At 65.4% G+C, this 17,893-nt stretch carries 19 protein-coding genes and 1 tRNA gene; 10 read left to right on the forward strand and 10 right to left on the reverse strand.

The window, feature by feature from the left end; genetic code table 11:
* Positions 1-52: 52 nt before the first annotated feature.
* From ACYQ0R_RS01520 to ACYQ0R_RS01535, 4 genes are all read right to left on the reverse strand, one after another.
* Entirely contained in the window at positions 53-847 is a 795-nt protein-coding gene (locus ACYQ0R_RS01520; protein WP_459820582.1) for an MBL fold metallo-hydrolase, read from the reverse strand.
* Between the two features lie 9 nt (positions 848-856).
* Positions 857-2,695 (reverse strand): radical SAM protein, encoded by a 1,839-nt coding sequence (locus ACYQ0R_RS01525; RefSeq protein WP_459820584.1) that lies wholly within the window; start codon positions 2,693-2,695, stop codon positions 857-859.
* Between the two features lie 66 nt (positions 2,696-2,761).
* Positions 2,762-3,091 carry a transcription factor S gene (locus ACYQ0R_RS01530; protein WP_459820586.1) on the reverse strand — a complete coding sequence of 110 codons (330 nt, stop codon included), beginning with the start codon at positions 3,089-3,091 and terminating at the stop codon, positions 2,762-2,764.
* A 36-nt stretch (positions 3,092-3,127) separates the two neighbouring features.
* Positions 3,128-3,361, reverse strand: coding sequence for a hypothetical protein (locus ACYQ0R_RS01535; RefSeq protein WP_459820588.1), 234 nt, complete (start codon positions 3,359-3,361; stop codon positions 3,128-3,130).
* A 369-nt stretch (positions 3,362-3,730) separates the two neighbouring features.
* Here ACYQ0R_RS01535 and ACYQ0R_RS01540 point away from each other — a divergent pair, with 369 nt between their 5' ends.
* Positions 3,731-4,165: a hypothetical protein gene (locus ACYQ0R_RS01540; protein WP_459820589.1), complete on the forward strand. Its 435-nt coding sequence runs from the start codon at positions 3,731-3,733 to the stop codon at positions 4,163-4,165.
* A 181-nt stretch (positions 4,166-4,346) separates the two neighbouring features.
* Here ACYQ0R_RS01540 and ACYQ0R_RS01545 read toward each other — a convergent pair whose 3' ends face one another.
* The 4 genes from ACYQ0R_RS01545 to ACYQ0R_RS01560 form a co-directional block, all read right to left on the reverse strand.
* Positions 4,347-4,796: a DUF8135 domain-containing protein gene (locus tag ACYQ0R_RS01545; protein ID WP_459820591.1), complete on the reverse strand. Its 450-nt coding sequence runs from the start codon at positions 4,794-4,796 to the stop codon at positions 4,347-4,349.
* The gene (locus ACYQ0R_RS01550) at positions 4,793-5,602 is read right to left on the reverse strand and encodes a hypothetical protein (RefSeq protein ID WP_459820592.1); all 810 of its coding nucleotides are present in this window, start codon (positions 5,600-5,602) and stop codon (positions 4,793-4,795) included. The genes ACYQ0R_RS01545 and ACYQ0R_RS01550 overlap by 4 nt, the downstream gene beginning before the upstream one ends.
* Before the next feature lie 86 nt (positions 5,603-5,688).
* Positions 5,689-6,525, reverse strand: a complete 837-nt coding sequence (locus tag ACYQ0R_RS01555; RefSeq protein ID WP_459820593.1) for an RAD55 family ATPase — start codon at positions 6,523-6,525, stop codon at positions 5,689-5,691.
* Positions 6,526-6,693: 168 nt separating this feature from the next.
* Positions 6,694-7,710, reverse strand: a complete 1,017-nt coding sequence (locus ACYQ0R_RS01560) for a beta-ribofuranosylaminobenzene 5'-phosphate synthase family protein (RefSeq protein WP_459820594.1) — start codon at positions 7,708-7,710, stop codon at positions 6,694-6,696.
* 226 nt (positions 7,711-7,936) lie between these two features.
* Here ACYQ0R_RS01560 and ACYQ0R_RS01565 point away from each other — a divergent pair, with 226 nt between their 5' ends.
* From ACYQ0R_RS01565 to ACYQ0R_RS01595, 7 genes are all read left to right on the forward strand, one after another.
* Complete coding sequence (locus ACYQ0R_RS01565) at positions 7,937-8,182, forward strand: Hsp20/alpha crystallin family protein (RefSeq protein ID WP_459820595.1); 246 nt, start codon at positions 7,937-7,939, stop codon at positions 8,180-8,182.
* A complete protein-coding gene (locus tag ACYQ0R_RS01570) occupies positions 8,179-10,455 on the forward strand; it encodes a CDC48 family AAA ATPase (RefSeq protein ID WP_459820596.1) in 2,277 nt (758 codons plus the stop codon). Before ACYQ0R_RS01565 ends, ACYQ0R_RS01570 begins: the two co-directional genes overlap by 4 nt.
* A gap of 39 nt (positions 10,456-10,494) precedes the next feature.
* Positions 10,495-10,893 carry a DUF5778 family protein gene (locus ACYQ0R_RS01575; RefSeq protein WP_459820597.1) on the forward strand — a complete coding sequence of 133 codons (399 nt, stop codon included), beginning with the start codon at positions 10,495-10,497 and terminating at the stop codon, positions 10,891-10,893.
* 86 nt (positions 10,894-10,979) lie between these two features.
* Positions 10,980-11,750, forward strand: a complete 771-nt coding sequence (locus tag ACYQ0R_RS01580) for an alpha/beta fold hydrolase (RefSeq protein ID WP_459820598.1) — start codon at positions 10,980-10,982, stop codon at positions 11,748-11,750.
* A gap of 297 nt (positions 11,751-12,047) precedes the next feature.
* Complete coding sequence (locus ACYQ0R_RS01585; protein ID WP_459820599.1) at positions 12,048-12,773, forward strand: DUF2391 domain-containing protein; 726 nt, start codon at positions 12,048-12,050, stop codon at positions 12,771-12,773.
* 87 nt (positions 12,774-12,860) lie between these two features.
* Complete coding sequence (locus tag ACYQ0R_RS01590) at positions 12,861-13,310, forward strand: Hsp20/alpha crystallin family protein (RefSeq protein WP_459820600.1); 450 nt, start codon at positions 12,861-12,863, stop codon at positions 13,308-13,310.
* 3 nt (positions 13,311-13,313) lie between these two features.
* Positions 13,314-14,987 (forward strand): ABC1 kinase family protein, encoded by a 1,674-nt coding sequence (locus tag ACYQ0R_RS01595; protein ID WP_459820601.1) that lies wholly within the window; start codon positions 13,314-13,316, stop codon positions 14,985-14,987.
* A 69-nt stretch (positions 14,988-15,056) separates the two neighbouring features.
* Here the strand turns inward: ACYQ0R_RS01595 and ACYQ0R_RS01600 are convergent, their stop codons facing one another.
* A complete protein-coding gene (locus ACYQ0R_RS01600) occupies positions 15,057-15,725 on the reverse strand; it encodes a TVP38/TMEM64 family protein (RefSeq protein ID WP_459820602.1) in 669 nt (222 codons plus the stop codon).
* Positions 15,726-15,832: 107 nt separating this feature from the next.
* Here ACYQ0R_RS01600 and ACYQ0R_RS01605 point away from each other — a divergent pair, with 107 nt between their 5' ends.
* Entirely contained in the window at positions 15,833-16,222 is a 390-nt protein-coding gene (locus ACYQ0R_RS01605) for a DUF5830 family protein (RefSeq protein ID WP_459820603.1), read from the forward strand.
* 64 nt (positions 16,223-16,286) lie between these two features.
* On the opposite strand, the gene ACYQ0R_RS01610 is transcribed toward ACYQ0R_RS01605, so the two are convergent.
* Positions 16,287-17,438, reverse strand: a complete 1,152-nt coding sequence (locus tag ACYQ0R_RS01610) for a DUF7115 domain-containing protein (RefSeq protein ID WP_459820604.1) — start codon at positions 17,436-17,438, stop codon at positions 16,287-16,289.
* 260 nt (positions 17,439-17,698) lie between these two features.
* Between ACYQ0R_RS01610 and ACYQ0R_RS01615 the strand changes: the two genes are divergently transcribed.
* Positions 17,699-17,852 (forward strand) — tRNA-Met (locus ACYQ0R_RS01615).
* Positions 17,853-17,893 lie beyond the last annotated feature (41 nt).

A 17,893-nucleotide genomic window follows, 5' to 3' on the forward strand; every position in this document is an offset into this window, starting at 1 on the left:
GGCCCGTCGGTCACGGCCCGTCGGTTACGGTCCGTCGGTCACGGCCCGTCGGTCACGGCCCGTCGGAGCGCCTCCGGTCGGCCCACGTTCCATCGATCCGACCGTCCGCAACGAGCTTTTCGAGATGGGCCATCACGGTGACGCGAGCGAGATCCTCGACGCCGGTCAGATCCTTCTCGTAGGCGGCGTCGACCACGTCGTCGACGGTCTCGGCACCGTCTTCGACCGCCGCGAGAACCGACGCCTCACGGTCGAGGCGGTGGTCGATCAACCGCTGGCACGTCGTGACCGGATCCTCGATCGCGGGTCCATGACCCGGATACAGCCGCCGGAATCCCGCGTCACGGACGCGCTCGAGACTGTCGAGATATGCGCGGAGGTCGCCGTCAGTTCCGACGACGACGCTCCCCTCCGCGACCGCGAGGTCGCCGACAAGCGCGTCCCGATCGGTTCTCGCCCCGGACTCGCCGACGGCGAACGCGACGTGGTCTGTCGCGTGACCGGGCGTCTCCAGCACGCTGACGTTCCGGTCGCCGACACGCTCGCCGTCGCTGACGGTTTTATCCGGATCGACGCCAGTCGCCTCGCGGAATCGGTCGGCGTGGTCGGCGTGAGCGTACACCGTCGCGTCTGCGTCGGTCGCGTAGTCGGCGACGCCGCCCACGTGGTCAGGATGCGTGTGTGTCACCGCGACCGCGTCCACGTCCGTTGTATCGATCTCGGGGACCCGGGCCGCGGGATCGACGAGCAGCCCGTCGACGAGGTACGCGTTCGTCGTCCCGCCTGGCCCGCGGGTGTCGACGTCGATCGGGAATCGCGTGATCGGGACGGTCGGGTCGTCGTTCATCGTGTGCCGTCAATCGCTCCGCCCGAGCGTCGAGTTCGGGTCCGGGCCGGGACCTGAGCCGCCCCGATCTCGACCCGGAATCGGCACAGTGGTGTCGTCGACGACGGCGTACCGGGAGAGGTCAGCGACACCGACGTCGACATCGGAGACGGATTCGTACGGACGACCGACGATCACGTCGCCGGCCGTCCGTCGGTTGATACCGGGTATAGCCGTCAGCTCGTCCATCGAGGCGGCGTTGACGTCGAGCGGGTAGGGGACGCCCGTCACGGACCGATACCCGTGATCGGTGATCGCCACGTCGATTGCGGTGCCGAGTTCGCGTTCGCCCGGGACGGCGACGAGGAGGGCGTACGTACCGAGCTGCCGACCGAACGTCTTCCCGTCCTGGTGATACTCAAGATGCACGTCTGGGAGGACGGTTCCCGGCGGGACGACGCGCTGGAGCATCGGGTTGTCGATCGTCTCGCGCACCTCGCGTTTGTACGCGCCGAACTGCTCCCGGTGCTCCTTCGCGATCGCCGCGCCGGTTTCGGCCATCTCCGTGCCAGCGAACGCCATCACCTGTCGGACGTTGATCCGGCGGAGCATCAGCCCCTCGTCGTACACGCGCTGGAGGAACCGCTTGTTGTGCTCGTACGTCTCCGGCCGCTCCCCCGCGAGCCCGTGCACGAGATTGATCCCGGGGAGCAGCTTCGGGAGTCGCGGTGAGACGTCCGGCCCCGTCGAGGGACCGCGACGGAGTCCATCCGCATCGGGCTCGTCCCCGGGACGCCAGCCACCCTCCTCGTTGACGACGCGGACGGCCTCGAGACACTCATCGGCGGTAACGAGGAGGTTGTTCTCCTCCTGTACGACCGGATCCGCGGATTCGAGACCGAACGCCGCGGTGTCGCCGGGCGTGTTGTGCTCGGCGATCACGCGGATCGCCTCGCGTGAGGCTTCCGGGTACTCCGTAATCGTTACGGGGTTCATGTTGTCGAGGTGGAGCGTTTCGAGATCGGGTGCGGCCTCGCGGATCCCGCCGTACAGTTCCCGGAGTGCGTCCGGGTTTGGCGCCTCGCCGTCGCCGCCGAACGCGAGAATATCCGCCTGTCTGCCGAGCCGGAAGTGTGACACGCCGCGGTCGGAGAGCGCGTCGACTTCATCGACGACGGACCGGGCGGTTCGGAACGCCGGATCCCCGTACAGCGGTTCGGTGCAGAACGAACAGCGGTACGCACAGCCGCGTGAGGTCTCCATCTCGCAGATGAGGTAGTCGGGGTGGTTCGGATGCTGTTCGACGACGAACGCTCCAGCCGCGGCCCAACGGTCGACCTCCGCGTTGTCCCGCATGCGGTCGCCGAACCCCTCAAGACCGCTGGCGACGAGGTCGTGGGCGGCCGCCTCCACGTCGCCTTTCGCGACGAAGTCGTAGTCGAGGTCGTCGCGTTCGGTCTCCTGTGCGCCCGCGTTCTCCTCGCCGACGCCGAACCGAACCGGGCCGCCGAGTAGCGTCACGCCGTCGGCCGTCCAGCCGAGCTCACGAACCTCGTCGGGCTCCGCGGGCGTCCCACCGACGTACTTCCCGGGAACGGTCATTCCGCCGACGTAGACGAACAGGTCCGCGTCGGCGACGTCCGCATGTTTGTCCCGGTCCGCACGAAGCTCGTCGATCGTGTGGTAGGTGATCGACGTCTCGGGGACGCCAGCGTCGACGAGCGCGCCGCCCGTGTACCGCGGGTACGTCGAGATGTACGGCGGTACGCCGAAGTGTGCCGGCTCGTCGACGTAGCCGTCGACGATGGTGACGGAGAGGTCGTTCGGGTCCGCCGGGCGCGACCCTCCCGACACGGACGGATCGGTCATGTTGACCCATCTAATCGGCCGGGACGGGAAAAGCGTGCGGATGCCGGCCCGGGCGTGATCGGCGGCTTAGCTGTATCCTCTCCAGCGGTGGCCACACTGTTTGCATTTGAAAAATCGTGTTGGCGGTTCGTCGGCCGCTCCGGTCTGTTTGATCGTGTACCACGCCTCACCGTGTTCACATTTCTCACAGACGACGTCGTCCGCAGTCGGCTTCCCCTCGAAGTTCGCGCCCTCCTCGGTTTCGATCACCTCATCTCCGGTCTGCTCCTCAGTCGACTCGAAGCGTGCAGCAAGCTCCTCGTCCCGTGCCGTCGTCGCGCCGCAGTCGTCGTTTTGACACACCATCTCTCCGTCGCGTGAGACCATCATCGAACCGCAGTCATCACAGAACTGCATACGAACGGGGTACGACTTCCATCCTTTTATACGAATCTACGGAACCATCGAGACGGATACCACGGGGTCGCTCGAGAGAGCTGATCCCTCTCTGTCCTCCCCGAGGAGTTGTCGTGGGTTCACGTCGGCGACGACCGGGTACGGGCCCGTTTCGCGCGGTTCCGCACGTCGTCGTCGAACGCCGTCGAACGCGCCGCCGAGCCGGTTCTGGATGCGGTCGTGGAGCCGCTTGCTCTGTGAGTTCGCTCGGTTTGCGAGGAAAGCAACCATCAGGCGAGTGTCTTCGTCGAGAACGCGGTTTTAAGCGTGTAATAACCGTATCCAAGACCATGACTGACACTGGCTGGCCACTCGGATCGACCGGCTGTGGACGGTGATCGGCAGGTGCTACCCGATCGCATATCTCTACTGTCACGTCCCCGTCCCACGGAAGACGTCTCGGGAGCGCCGGTGGAGTCCCGCTGGTTTCGGGCGTTCATCGAACGACGGAGCTGGCGTAGGTAGCGGCCGTCGAGGCCGAGTGCACCGACGGGGCCGTCGAGGCCGAGTGCACCGACGGGGGCGTCGAGAGAGGGACGCCGAAACGAACGGCGGGGCCCGTCTCGAGGTGGAGCCGGGATCCGGGGCTGACGCCGACCGATGAGTCGGATCGGCCGCTTCATGGCACGCCTGCCGTGGACGCGTCTCCAGCACGGGTTCCAAGAGCAGATCCGTCGGCGGTTCTTCCGTCTCGAGGGCGCACACCCGTACCAGCTTCTCGATGCGGACCGCCAGCGCGTCAAGGAGGTGCTCAACATGCGTCGCATCGAATCGCGCGACCGTGAGGGACGGTTCTGGCAGACCCACGTTCGGGGGTTCACCCACCCGGACGGGTTCGTCGTCTGTCCGCACTTCGAGCTGTGTCCGGTCGAACATCCGGCCAGCCACCTCGATAAAGTCGGGCTCAACGTGCCGATCGGCATGCGAAACGCGGCGGAGATCTGGGAGGCGAACGGCATCGACGTCATCGAGGCATCCTCGCTCGAGGAGTCGCCACCGGTCGACCCGACTGCCGGTGTGTCGGACCTCGATTGACGTGGTAGATAAAAATCCTCTCTCGTGTACTTGCCGCACCGTTTGACCTCGAAATCCAGCTTGGGGAACAGCAACGTCGAAGCAGTGTTACGGACCCGTTTTGGTTCGGCAACTACTGTCGGCGGGGCCTCCGTCTCGTTTTGGTGAAGTGGGTGAAATGGCGTCGAGTGGATCGCCGGTTTCAGGGACCGGTGTCGAACTGCGGACCGGTCTCGGAAACCATCGGACAGCCGCGAACGCGGAACTCGTCGGTGTCGACTACCTCGACGATCCGTCCTGCTTCGTGGGTACAGGCAGTGTCCGGCGGGTCAGCGAAGTACGGACAGCGCTGGCAGTACTCACGTTTATCGACGATGTGGTCGTCGTGGTCGGTGTCGACTTCCCGCGCAGCGTCCGGCCCCGGTTCGACCGAGTCCGGTCCGCCACCAACCGTACTCTCCTCTTCGAGTGCCGCCCACAGCTCCTCGTCGAACACCTCGTCGACTTCGACCTGGTCGAACACCTCGTCGATCGACTCATCGCCATCGTCACCGACGTCGAGTTCGCTGAACGGATCTGAATCGCTTTTCAGGTCGTCAGTTCTCACGGCGTCGTGTATCGAGTCGTTGCTCGTCGAGTCGTCCTCGCTCATCGCTCCGCCCCCTCGCCGGGGTCGACTGCCTCTTCGGCCTCGTTCGCGGCGACGTCACCCTCGATCGCAGGCGGGTCTCCGACGAGGAGCGTCGAACGCCCGAAGAACCCAGTGTTCGGATCGAGGCTTCGGAACTGACGGTTACAGTGCGGACACGCGGGCGTCGACAGCAACGAGAGTCGCACCGTGTCGCCACACGCCTCACAGTCGGCGCTTTTCACGCCGCTCCGATTTGCCTCGGCCGTGAGTTCGGCGAGTCGCCGTCGATCTGCAACGTACCGCTCTATCGGATCGAGCCGGCGCTGGATACGAACGGCTGCGTTCGCGACTTTCGACAGCTTCCCTGACAGCTCCTCGCGCTCCGTTCGAGCCTCCTCGACACCGGCCGTGAGGTCGCTAACCTTCTCGTCGGTGGCCGCGAACCGCTCGTCGCGCTCCGCGAGCTCGGCTTCTAGCTCGGCGATCGCGTCCGCCAACTCGGGGTGACCGTGGTCGACCGACGCCTTCCGTTGGACGTCACGGTACAGTTTGACGAGTCGCTCACGAAGATCCTCGATCTTCTCGTCGACATCGGCAGTTGCTCCCTCGATGTCGGTGCTCAACGCTTTGACGTCAGTACTCAACGCTTCGACATCCGCAGTCAACGCTTCGACGTCCGCAGTCAACGCTTCGACATCCGCAGTCAACGCTTCGACATCCGCGGTGAGACCGGCCACCTCGTCGGGAAGCCGTAGGTCCTCATCCGGGAGACGCGAGTCTCCGTCGGCGGTGTGTGGAGCCTCCTCCGTCGTTTCGGAGTCAGTCACGACGAGTCACCCGCATCGTGGAGACGTAGTTCCCCGTCACTTAAGTAATCTACCGCGCGGTTCTCCGAACCGATACTCACCGTGTGTCATCGGATCTTCCGAACGTCGCTGATGTCGAACCCGCCCTCGTGGATCTCCGTTTCGAACCGGACGATGTTCTCCTCCTCGAGCCGGGAGAGAACGCCGCGAAACTCGCGGACGACCATGGTTCGGTCACGTTTCGATCCGCCGCTCTCCCAGGCGAACCGAAACGTCCCCCCCGCCGCGTCCATCAGCACTCCGAACTCTCGGTCCGTCAGCGCCTCCTCGTTGACCAACACGAGTATCAGTCCACCCCATCGGTAGGCTGCCTTCTTGAGTCCCTTCATCACCATCGCGATGTCCGGCCACTCCAGATCGTCGGACACGGAGGAGACGAGATCGGTCACGGAGTCGATACAGACCAGATTCCCCTCGGCGTGTTCGGTGAGGTAGTTGCCGAGCGCGGTCAACACGTCCTCGTGTCGTTCTCGCTCCCCGAGCTCCGCAAGCGAGACCGTCCGGCCGTGATACCACTCGCGTGGGACCGGACTCCGCTGGAAGAACTCGGGCGAGAGGTCGCAAAACTCGATCTCCGAAACCGCGGCGTCGACGATCTCCGCGGCCATCGTGTACTGCATCTCCCGGGTGATGGTGTCGGAATCGGCGGTGAACGAAAGGTAGTGGATCGCCGGGGGGACCGCCGCTCCATCAGCGAGGTCGCCGTAGTAGAGGTCGAACAGCTCCTCGTCAGCGTGTGCGAGCGCGTTCGTTGCCGCGCTCGTGTACAGAAACTCCCGCGCGCCAGCACCTGACTGTCCCGCGAGCAGCACGACGTTGCCGGGCGGTGCGCCGCCACCGAGCAGCGAGTCCAGCCGGGCAACCCCGAACGGAACACTCGACATACCTCGTATCGAGTGGGCTCACCGCTTAGTGTTGTTGCTCGGCCGACTCGCAGGAACGGCTCGTTCCGTCAGGTAGGCGGACTGACCCGAATGCAGAGACGATCTTTCGGTGACCGGGGCGATCTTTCGGAGACCGGGACGACGCTTCCTCCGGACCGAACCCGGCCGTCACTCCGTTACCCGTGCACCGTCGTTCGTTCCGCGGACCACGTCGACCGTTCCGGAGACGCCGGCCGCATCGAGTGCCGCCTCGCCCGCGTCTCGGGCCGCCGCGGCGTGGTCGGCGTTCGTGATGCCGTAGACTGTCGGTCCCCACGACGACTGCCCCACCCCGAACACCGCCGGCGAGCTCTCAAGCGATGCGACGATATCACCGACCGGCGGGCGATACACACCGCCCTGCTCGTCGGCGTACCAGGCACCGTTGAGCCGACCCACTTCGGCGACCGCCGATCCGAACGCTTCAGCACGCCCCTCCGCGATAGCCGGAAGCACGCGACGGGTCACGATCCCGGCGATCCGGTCGGCGAGCTTCGGATCCGCGCGCTCGACTGCGGTACGCATCGCGGCATCCTCTCCGCCGCCGTTACGACCCGGCTCCGCATCAGGGCGGACGAGCAGGAACCGCCAGTCGTTCGGCACGTCGTGACGCGCCGCGACTGACGGTACCGTCCAGTTGCCGTCGGCCGGACGGGACGTGGTGAATCTCGCGGTCGGATGTCCGGAGTCGAGCACGAATCCTCCCCGCTCGAACGCCGCCACGCCGATCCCCGAGCGACCGCCCCGTCCGAGCTCCGGGGCACGCTCGCGGACACGAGGATCCAGACCGTGCGCGCGAGCGATCGCGGCGAGCGTCGCCGCAGCCAGCTGCGTTCCGCTTCCGAGCCCCGCGTGTCGCGGAAGCGCCTCGACCACCGTAACACGCGCTCCGGGGAGTTCGATCAGGTCACACGCGCGCTTGGCGTACTCCTCAACGTCGGTCAGCTCTCTCCGATCGTCCTCGACGTCGCTGTTTACGACTGAATCGTTCTCGTCGCTGACGACGACTGAATCGTTCGGGAATGCTTTGACGACCACGCGCGGTTCCGTGAGCGCGACGCCGAACGCTCCGTACAGGCGCTCGTGGGAGAGGCTAAGGTTCATGAACCCGAAGTGGAGGCGGGCGCTCGCGCTGACGCGGGCCATACTCTGTTCCCGATTTGGGTCGGGTGACACAAAGGAGTCGCGACGCTGGCGGCGTTTGCCAGTGGTCCTGGCGGAAGAGTCCCGTGCGACGGCTCGGTCACCGCCGGGGAGCGACGCCCACGGATGTGAACCACAACACTACCGCTCGAACACTGATGCCTCACGTCATGCGATTTTTAACAACAGATTTAAATACTTACTCGCCTAACTTGGGGTTAGGAATACGATGAGACTCACGCAACAGACCGGCGGCGACGCGCTGTTTCGCCGCTACGACTACGAGGACGGGTGGGTCGTCGCCGCCGACGTCGGCGTCGATGACGAGACGATCAGCGTCGACACCGTCGGCGACACGGCGATCGTCGTGATCGAAGGGGGTGACGAGCCGGTGGAGTCGGAGTTCGAGCTTCCCGGCTCGGTCGATAGCGTTTCAGTGACCAACGGCGTACTCACCATCGAAGGTGAACGATGAAACTCACGGTCAAACCCCTAAAACAGAAGGATGCTGGTCGCCGGCTCGCCGCGATCGACCGCGTTGCCGCCGAGGAGCTCGATCTCTCGGGCGGCGACTTCATCCGCGTGGCCGGCCAGGAGGGTGCGGCGATAGCCCGCGTCTGGCCCGGCTATCCGGAGGACGACGGCAGCGGCGTCGTACGTATCGACGGGAAGCTCCGCCAGGAGGCGGGCGTCGGGATCGACGACCGTGTGACGATCGAACCGGTCGACGTCGAGCCCGCCGAGCGGATCACGATCGCGTTGCCACAGCGTCTGGGAATCCGCGGCAACATCGATGCGCTGATCCGCCGTGAACTCGGCGGCCAGCCCGTTACCGAGGGACAGAACGTCCAGCTCCCGCTCGGATTCGGGTTCATGGGCGGACAGTCGCAGGCGGTGCCGCTGAAGATCGCGTCGACGTCACCGACTGGCACCGTCGTCGTCACCGACTCCACGGAGATCGAGATCTCCGAGAAGCCTGCCGAGGAGATCATGGACGGGGCCGGCCCACAGGCGGATGCCGCCGGGGAGGCCACCCCGGACGTGACCTACGAAGATATCGGCGGGCTCGACGACGAGCTCGAGCAGGTTCGCGAGATGATCGAGCTGCCGATGCGGCATCCGGAGCTTTTCAAGCGGCTCGGCATCGATCCGCCGAAAGGCGTGCTGCTGCACGGACCGCCGGGCACCGGGAAGACGCTGATCGCCAAGGCCGTCGCCAACGAGATCGACGCCAGCTTCCACACGATCTCCGGTCCGGAGATCATGTCGAAGTACTACGGTGAAAGCGAGGAGCAGCTCCGTGACGTGTTCGAGGAGGCCACCGAGGAGGCTCCCGCGATCGTGTTCATGGACGAGCTCGACTCGATCGCTCCCAAACGGGAGGAGGCGGGCGGCGACGTGGAACGCCGCGTCGTGGCCCAGTTGCTCTCGCTGATGGACGGGCTCGAGGAGCGCGGCGAAGTCGTCGTCATCGGTGCGACGAACCGGGTCGACGCCATCGACCCCGCGCTCAGACGCGGCGGACGGTTCGACCGCGAGATCGAGGTCGGCGTCCCCGACCGTGACGGTCGAAAGGAGATCCTGCAGGTCCATACGCGGAACATGCCGCTGGTCGACGGGATAGATCTCGACGAGTACGCGGAGAACACCCACGGCTTCGTCGGGGCTGACCTGGAGTCGCTCGCGAAGGAGTCGGCGATGCACGCGCTCCGTCGGATCCGCCCCGATCTCGATCTGGAGAGCGAGGAGATCGACGCCGACGTGCTGAACTCGATCCAGGTCACGGAGAACGACTTCAAGGAGGCGTTAAAAGGGATCGAACCCTCCGCGCTCCGTGAGGTGTTCGTCGAGGTGCCCGACGTAACGTGGACCGACGTCGGCGGCCTCGAGGACACCAAAGAACGGCTGCGTGAAACGATCCAGTGGCCGCTGGAGTACCCCGAGGTGTTCGAAGAGCTCGACATGCAGGCCGCCAAGGGCGTGTTGATGTACGGGCCGCCGGGCACCGGGAAGACGCTGCTCGCGAAGGCGGTCGCCAACGAGGCGGAGTCGAACTTCATCTCGATTAAAGGACCGGAGCTGCTGAACAAGTTCGTGGGTGAGTCCGAGAAGGGCGTCCGCGAGGTGTTCAGCAAGGCTCGCGAGAACGCGCCGACGATCGTGTTCTTCGACGAGATCGATTCGATCGCGGCCGAGCGCGGCGGGAACACCACCGACTCCGGCGTCGGCGAGCGGGTCGTCTCCCAGCTGCTCACGGAGCTCGACGGTCTCGAATCGCTTGAGGACGTGGTCGTCATCGCGACGACGAACCGCCCGGATCTCATGGACTCCGCGCTGCTCCGTCCGGGTCGGCTCGACAGGCACGTTCACGTGCCCGTCCCCGACGAGGACGCGCGTCGGAAGATCCTCGAGGTCCACACGCGCGATAAGCCGCTGGCGGACGACGTCGACCTCGACACGCTTGCCCGCAAGACGGAGGGGTACGTCGGGGCCGACATCGAGGCGGTCGCCCGCGAGGCGTCGATGAACGCCTCGCGGGAGTTCATCGGCAGCGTCTCGAGGGAGGAGGTCGGCGAGTCGGTGGGTAACGTCCGCGTGACGATGGCCCACTTCGAGGACGCCCTCGACGAGGTGAACGCGAGCGTCACTCAGGAGACTCGCGAGCGCTACGAGGAGATCGAACGCCAGTTCAAACGCTCCGAAGTCGATCGTCCCCACGAGGCGGACCCCGGCACGGCGTTCCAGTGAATCGTCATTCGTTTATCGGTCCGGTGTGAACGCGGACGCATGAGCGAGACACTCGATGCGGATCTGTACGAGCGCACGAAGGCGCTGCTCGAGCCGGGCGAGATCGAGCTCGTCGGCTGTATCCTTCACACCGGTCTTACCGGACAGGAGGACCTCGAGATGCACGACCTGACGGTCGCTGCGAACGAGGTCATCGCCGACCACGCGGAGAAGGGTGAGACGTACATCGAGGCCGGCAACGACGACACCGACTTCTCGTCGAATCAGTTTCAGGGTCTCACCCTCGACGACGAGGAGTTCGTCTGGGAGTGCCAGCAGCTGCTCCGCGAGGGGACGTTCGATCTGGTGTTCTACTACGAGGCGGACGTCGACCAGGAGGCGCTCGCGAGCGATCTGCAGGAGCTCGACGACGTCGACCGGGTAACCCAGGTTCCCTAGGCTCCCGTCTCCGTCTCAGGCCTCGCGTCCATTGCAGCGTCGTTTTCGTGTGACGATTTATATGTGTGACGCGGGTAACATCGGGTATGGGACGGGTCACACATCACGGGCGCGAGACTGCGTATCGGCGCTCCGACCACGGGGGTGACGGACCGACCGTGTGTTGTGTTCACGGGAGCGGAGGGACGAAGGCGGTGTGGAAGGCGCAGGCCCGACTGGCGGACCGCTTCCCCGTGGCGGCAGTCGATCTGTCAGGCCACGGCGATAGCGACGACATCGACGCGGCGCCGGGTCCGGAGACGCTTGAGGCGTACGCGGACGACGTCGTCGCCGTCATCGGGGCCACCGACGCGACGGTGCTGTGCGGCAGTTCGCTCGGCGGCGCGGTCGCGATGTGGGTCGCACTCGAACGCGACGTGGACCTCGACGGCCTCGTCCTCGCGGGCACCGGCGCGAAACTCGCCGTGCTACGGGACCTGCTCGACTGGCTTGCGACCGACTTCGACCACGCGGTCGAGTTCCTCCATGACGACGATCGACTGTTCCACGACGCGGCGGACGAGTACGTCGAACTCTCGATGAACGCGATGTACGACACCGGTCGCGCGGTGACGGAACGGGATTTCCGGACGTGTCACCGGTTCGATGTCCGGGATCGACTGGGGGAGATCGATCTCCCCGCTCTCGCGATCGTCGGCGAGCACGACAAGCTGACGCCGCCGCGATATCACGACCACCTTGCAGAGCGGATCGACGGCTGCACCCGCGCAATCGTTGCTGACGCCGCGCATCTCGTGATGGTGGAACGGCCGACTGCGTTCAACGCCGCAACCGCTGAGTTTCTGGCTCGGGTTTAAATCAGTTCATACGTGTAAAAGCGGCGGCAGTCGGGGGGTATGCGGGTGGTGCAGGAGGATGCGGGTGGTGCAACCGGGTCACTTGGTTGAGCGTCGGCGAACGCTCTCACCTATGCCATCCGTTCGGATCGTTTTCGCGTGAGGCGCGTGTTCGATGTCTGGGTGACTCACCTCGTGGTGCATGTTACCATGCCTCAACACATAAATGATCCGGTCGCGACGTTTCCTACCGACTGCGGGCGGATCACGTTTTCGTGAGCGCCACCGTTTATATATTCCCGGGGCCACGCGTCGGCCATGACCGGAAACGAGCGCGCGAATGACGCGCCGGAGGAACACGCCGAAGCGACCGGGGATGACCCGTCAGCTGCGGACCAGACCCTCGTGAGCGGCGGTCCAGCCGATCCGGATATCGAGGATCTCCTCGCGAAGCTCAACGCGCTGGAGTCGGTCGTCGACGACGACGTCGAGCGTCGGACGGTGAAACAGACGATCGCCATGGTGGAGCGGATGCCGGGAAGCAAGGCGTTCACGACTCGTATCAGCAAGTACACCACCCGCGACGTCGCCGAATCGTTCGTCGGTGCCGTGATATTTTCTCTACCGCTTCTGGTCGAGGACGGCGTCTTCGATATCGCCGAGTTCCTCGTGGCGACCACGGTCGGTCCCGTCCCTATCTTTCTCGTCGCCAACGTCGCCTTCGTCGTGGTGATGACCGCTGGACTGCTGTACTACGCCGACTTTCGGGACGTTCGGATAGAGAACCCGATCTTCGGCGTCGTTCCGGGCCGGCTCGTGGCGGTGCTCGGTATCTCGTTTCTGGTGGCGTTCTCGCTGATGTTCATGTGGGGCCGTCTCCACGAGGGCGATCCGACCACGGTCGAACGGTTCGGCCGAGTGACGGTGATCTGGGCTGCCGCGGCGTTCGGAGCCGGGCTCGGTGATATCCTTCCCGGAGAGTCGACCGGTCGACGGATCGGTGATCGGATCGACGACGTCGGCGAGTCGCTTCGAGACGACTGATCCTCGGCACACGGGGGATGGTCGGAAAGCGGCCGTTTTCGCGCTCGTTACCACACCTTTTTCGCCGCGGAAACCCAACGCCTTCGTATGTCAGCGCTGCGAGACGCGCTCCGGGATCTCCCGGACGCGGTGTTTGCGGACCTGCTCGAATCCGACGATGCGTACGTCCTCGTCGTCGACCTCCCGGGAGCGACCGCCGAGACCACGGAGGTGCTCGCGGAGGATGGTCGCCTCGTTATCGAGGCCCGACGGGCGAAAACGACGCCCGACGGGTTCCGGTACGTTCGCGAGGATCGACCGCTGTTTCTCGACGCCGAACTGCCGCTTCCCCCGGACGCGGACGGCGACGCCGCCGACGCCGAGATGGAACGTGGCGTTCTCGAAGTGACGCTTCCGAAACTGGTCGCCGGCGACTCCCGTACCATCCCGATCGACGATGCCGATGGGGATGATGAGCGTGATGACGGCCGACGTGGCCACGGTGACGGCGGACGTGGCCGCGATGGGACGGAGGGCGGCAATGGAGCCGACGCCTAACGGGTGGTGACGCTGGTCCACCTTCGTGCATACTGGCGGTTCCTCGTCGTCATCCGGCGCTTCTCTCCGCTGATCGTCGCCTACTGGCGGGACCGAAAGCGGTTCTTCCTGTTCGGTCCGGGCCGTGAGGTCGACGAGGCGACCCAGCGCGAGCGTGCGGACATCCTCCTCGACATCCTGCTCACGCTCGGTCCGACGTTCATCAAACTCGGTCAGCTGCTGTCGACGCGACCCGACATCCTCCCGCCGGCGTACATCGACGTTCTCGAAGGGCTTCAGGATGACGTGCCTCCCGCGCCGTGGGAGGAGTCGAAGCTCGTCATCGAGGAGGAGCTCGGACCGGTCGACGAGACGTTCGACGAGTTCGACCGAGACCCCATCAGCGGTGCCAGCCTCGGCCAAGTGTACACGGCCCGCTACGACGGCAACGACGTCGCCGTCAAGATCCGGCGGCCCGGAATCGAGGAGCTCGTCGAGGCCGACCTCCGGGCGATACGGTGGTCACTCCCGATCGTTCGCCGGTTTATCGGCGGCGGACGGGCGTTCTCCTTGGAGAACCTCTCCGACGAGTTCGCGAAAACGATCCGAGAGGAGATGGATTACCGGCGCGAGCGGGAGATGCTGGAGGAGATCCGCGGCAACTTCGCCGGTAACGACCGGATTCGAATTCCGACTGCCTACGAGTCGGTCTCCGGTCCCCGGGTTCTCACGATGGAGTATATCGGCGGGACGAAGATCAGCCGGATCGACGAGCTCGACGCCGCGGGCCTCGATCGGACAGAGGTCGCCGAGACGCTTCAGCGGGTGTACCTCCAGATGATCGTCGACGACGGGGTGTTCCACGCCGACCCGCATCCGGGTAACCTCGCCGTCGACGATGACGGGGTCGTGATCTTCTACGACTTCGGGATGTCCGGACGGGTCGACCCGTTCATCCAGGAGAAGATCGTCGACTTCTACGTCGCCGTCGCCCGACAGGATATCGACGCGATCCTGGATACGCTGATCGCAATGGGGACGCTCTCGCCGGAGGCCGACCGAGACGTGATGGGCGACGTGATGGAGTTGGCTATCGCCGACGCCCGGGGAGAGGATATCGAACAGTACCGGGTGAATCAGATCATCGAGCAGGTGGAGTCGACGATATACGAGTTCCCCCTTCGACTCCCGAGGAATCTTGCGTTAGTGTTGCGGGTCGCGACGGTCGTGGAGGGCGTATGCGTTACGCTCGATCCGGAGTTCGACTTCATCGCCACGGCGACCGACTACCTGCGGGAGCAAGGGTACTACGAACAGACCGCCCGAGACGTCGCGGAGGACGCCGGTCGACAGGCACAGCGCACGGCCGAGGCGTTGTTCACCGTGCCACCGAAGGCCGACGAGTTCTTCGACCGCGCCAACCGCGGCGACGTTCACGTCAACGTCACGCTCGACGACGAGACGGAGGTGCTGGATAAGCTCGCGATGCGGATCGCCTACTCCGTGCTGCTCGCCGTCGGCGTGCTCTCCGCGACGATCCTCTACTCGTTCGCCGAGGAGTGGCGGCTGGCGCTCGTCGTGTTGGCGCTCGCCGCACCGCTGGCGGTCGGGCTGTACCGGTCGTTCCGAAAGAAGCGCGGCATCCGCGCGAAACCGCAGTTCACCCGACAGGGGATGAAAAAGCGACGGGAAGAGTGAGTACGACCCCCGCGAGCAGGCGCTGGCTCGGCCCAGTCGAAGACCGAAACTCGATCCGGACTGACGAGTTCACCGCGGCTCCGGTGACGTGCGTCGGCGTCGAAGATATGCACGATAAAACGGCCCGGCGAGCAGCAGTGCGGCGACGCCGGCCATTCCGACGAACAGCGCGGGATCGAGCGCGGAAAGGTCGCCACTCGCGAGTCTGTCGACCGAAACCCCGACCGCGACGCCCGCGATCACCCACGGGAACTCGCCCGCTGCGGTCCCGACCAGAAACGGCCGGAGGCGCACGCCGGCGACGCCGGCCCCGATCGAGATCGCGTCCGAGGGAAGCGGGAAGAGTCGCGTAGCCGCAACCGTTCGCATCCCGCCGGCGACGCCAACGAATCGCTCGCCGGTCTCCGATATCCGTTCGCCGAACCCCCCGCCGGATGAGGGCTCGGCCCGGCCGACACGGGCGAGAGAGTACGGCGGCAGCGCCGTGAACGTCAACAGCACGACGCCGAACGGAACGCCGACCCAGCCGTAACCGTACCCGACCGCGATGGCGACGAGCGTCGTCGGCCACGCGAGGAACGGACGCACGGCCGAGAGGACCACCAGCACCACTGCGAATCGAAGCGGGTCCGCCGCCAGCCACTCCAAAGCTCGGACGCCGGCTGCCGGCGACGAGAGCCACGCAGCGATGACGACGACAGCGAGAACCGATCCGAGTCCGACGTACCGACGGTTCACGGTCGTCGTGCGTCCGCGGACGATAAACGCCTTTTGGGAGAGGGTCTCGAGGCGACTACGGGCCGGACTCCCGTCAATTTAAGCCAGCTGACTACCTTCCACCGATCGTGACGGAGTCGCGGAGTCGAGCGGAGAAACGGGAGCTTGGCGTCGAGCTGCTCGCCCATCTCGAGCACGACACGCTCCCGCTCCCGAAGGCGATAGACCGGATCGAGACGGTGACGACGAGCCCGTCGCTGACCCGGGAGATACTCGATCTGGCCGAGAAGCGCGGCGTCATCGAGCGATCCGGCGGCCGCCTTCAGGTCCGTCGAGGAGGCACCTACGTCGATTTCGACGAACAGGTCATCACCCGTGACGGCGAGTTCGAGTGTCGTCGCTGTGGCTCGAGCATCTCGACCGGTCACTTCGTTCGGCTTGAGGCCGGTGAGTTAGGGCCGTTCGGCTCTTCGTGTATTCGGAAGGTGACGGGGCGCGACGCCGGAACTCACGGATGAGCACGACCGTGACGGTGCCGAGTCGGTTGAGGCGATCGGCCGCAGCGAAGTTCGTGGTGTCCTGCTATCGCCCGCGACGAAGCTCGTCGATCAGCTGTTCGATGAGTTCGGCCTGGCGATCGAGACGCTCCGACTGTGCTTCGAGCGTACTTCGCAGCGCCGCGATCTCCGAAGCCACGTCCTCTTCTTTGAGGCCGGCGCTCTCGAACGGTGACCCCTCGAAGGCGTCGTGTTGACCCCCCCTAGCCCCTCCACCGTCGACATCGCCGGTGTCCGTAACGGCCCCGGATTCGGGAGCTGCTGCGCCGTCATCCGCGGTGCTCGTTGCTCCCTCCGTTCCGGGTTCGCCAGTGAGCGGATCGGCCGGTTCGACCTCTCCGGTTGCGGCCTCCGCGACGGTCATTCCGTCGGTTCCCGCGTCCCCAGCTGCTGCGGTGTCCGAGGCGTGCTCGTCGCCTGCGGTCGGCGAGTTCAGTGCCTCGGATTCGGCGTCGGCAACCGGAGACGTGGACAACGGATCCGGGCCGTCCCCGAAGTCGGTGGAGTCAGTCGCTTCGTCGTCCGTCTCGCTCGTCGTTTCGGCGACTGCGATCCGGAACTCCTCGAGACTGTCGACGTCGTGGAACTCACAGACGGCGTCGGTAAGTGACTCCTTGACTGCGCGCGCGGACTCGTTTGGAGCCTTGAACCGTTCCGAGCGCCCGGCGTGCGTGAGCACGACCGCGGTGGCGACGGTCCCTTCCTCGAAGTCGAGATCAGTCAGGTCGGCGTACGGGAACTCCTCGAACTCCTCGTCCCAGACTGCCGGCCCGATGTGCTTTACGAGTCGATGGCTCGTAACGACCAGCGTGAGTTCCGAGAATCTAAACGTTCGGTGGACCGACTCGCCGGTTTCCGTGACGTTTCGTCCGGAGAGGATTCCGGCCAGCACGGGGTGTAGTGCGTCCTCGAGCCGCTTCGCGGGAAGCGTGATCGTCTCCTCGCCGTCCAGTCCGTAGCCAAGCGTGAGCTTCGCCTTGCGTCGCCCCTCGGACACCTCGACGCGCTCGACATCGTGTGGGTATTCTTCGACCGCCTCTCCGGAGAGCAGACCGTCTGCCCGATACACGAGCGTCCGCGTCGGCGTCACGGCGAGCAGGTCGTCGCCGCCGAGCGGGACTCTCGCCACGACGTCCTCGTCGTCGACCGCCCCCGCAAGTAGTTCGGGAAGGCTCATACGGCGAGTATCCGGCGCGCTCGTGATAAATCCGCGGGGTCCGTTTCTCACGTTTCGAACCCGCAGTCATCGTGGGGATCCGCATCGATACTCCCAGTGTGGCCCGACGCCGCCCCAGCTTCGGTGGTTGCGGTGTGCGATCGGAGTTGCGGTGTGCGATCGGAGTTGCGGTGTGCGATCGGAGTTGCGGTGTGCGATCGGATCTCACCGTGGGGGCGTATGAGAAGCTTAAAGAGTATCATCGCGGTACGATGTACTGAGGCCGGGTGGCTTAGCTGGACATAGCGCCGCACTCATAGGGTTCGGAGATTCGGTGCGGTGACGCCTTGGAAGCGTCCGCGTCCTTCCCGTGGCTCCGCCGAGCCTCGGACCTGGGACATGCGGAGATCGTGGGTTCGGAGCCCACCCCGGCCATCTCCCGTTTTGTGTCTCTGCGTAACTACTCTCGCCCCGAG

It is taken from the genome of Halorubrum luteum (assembly GCF_054652935.1).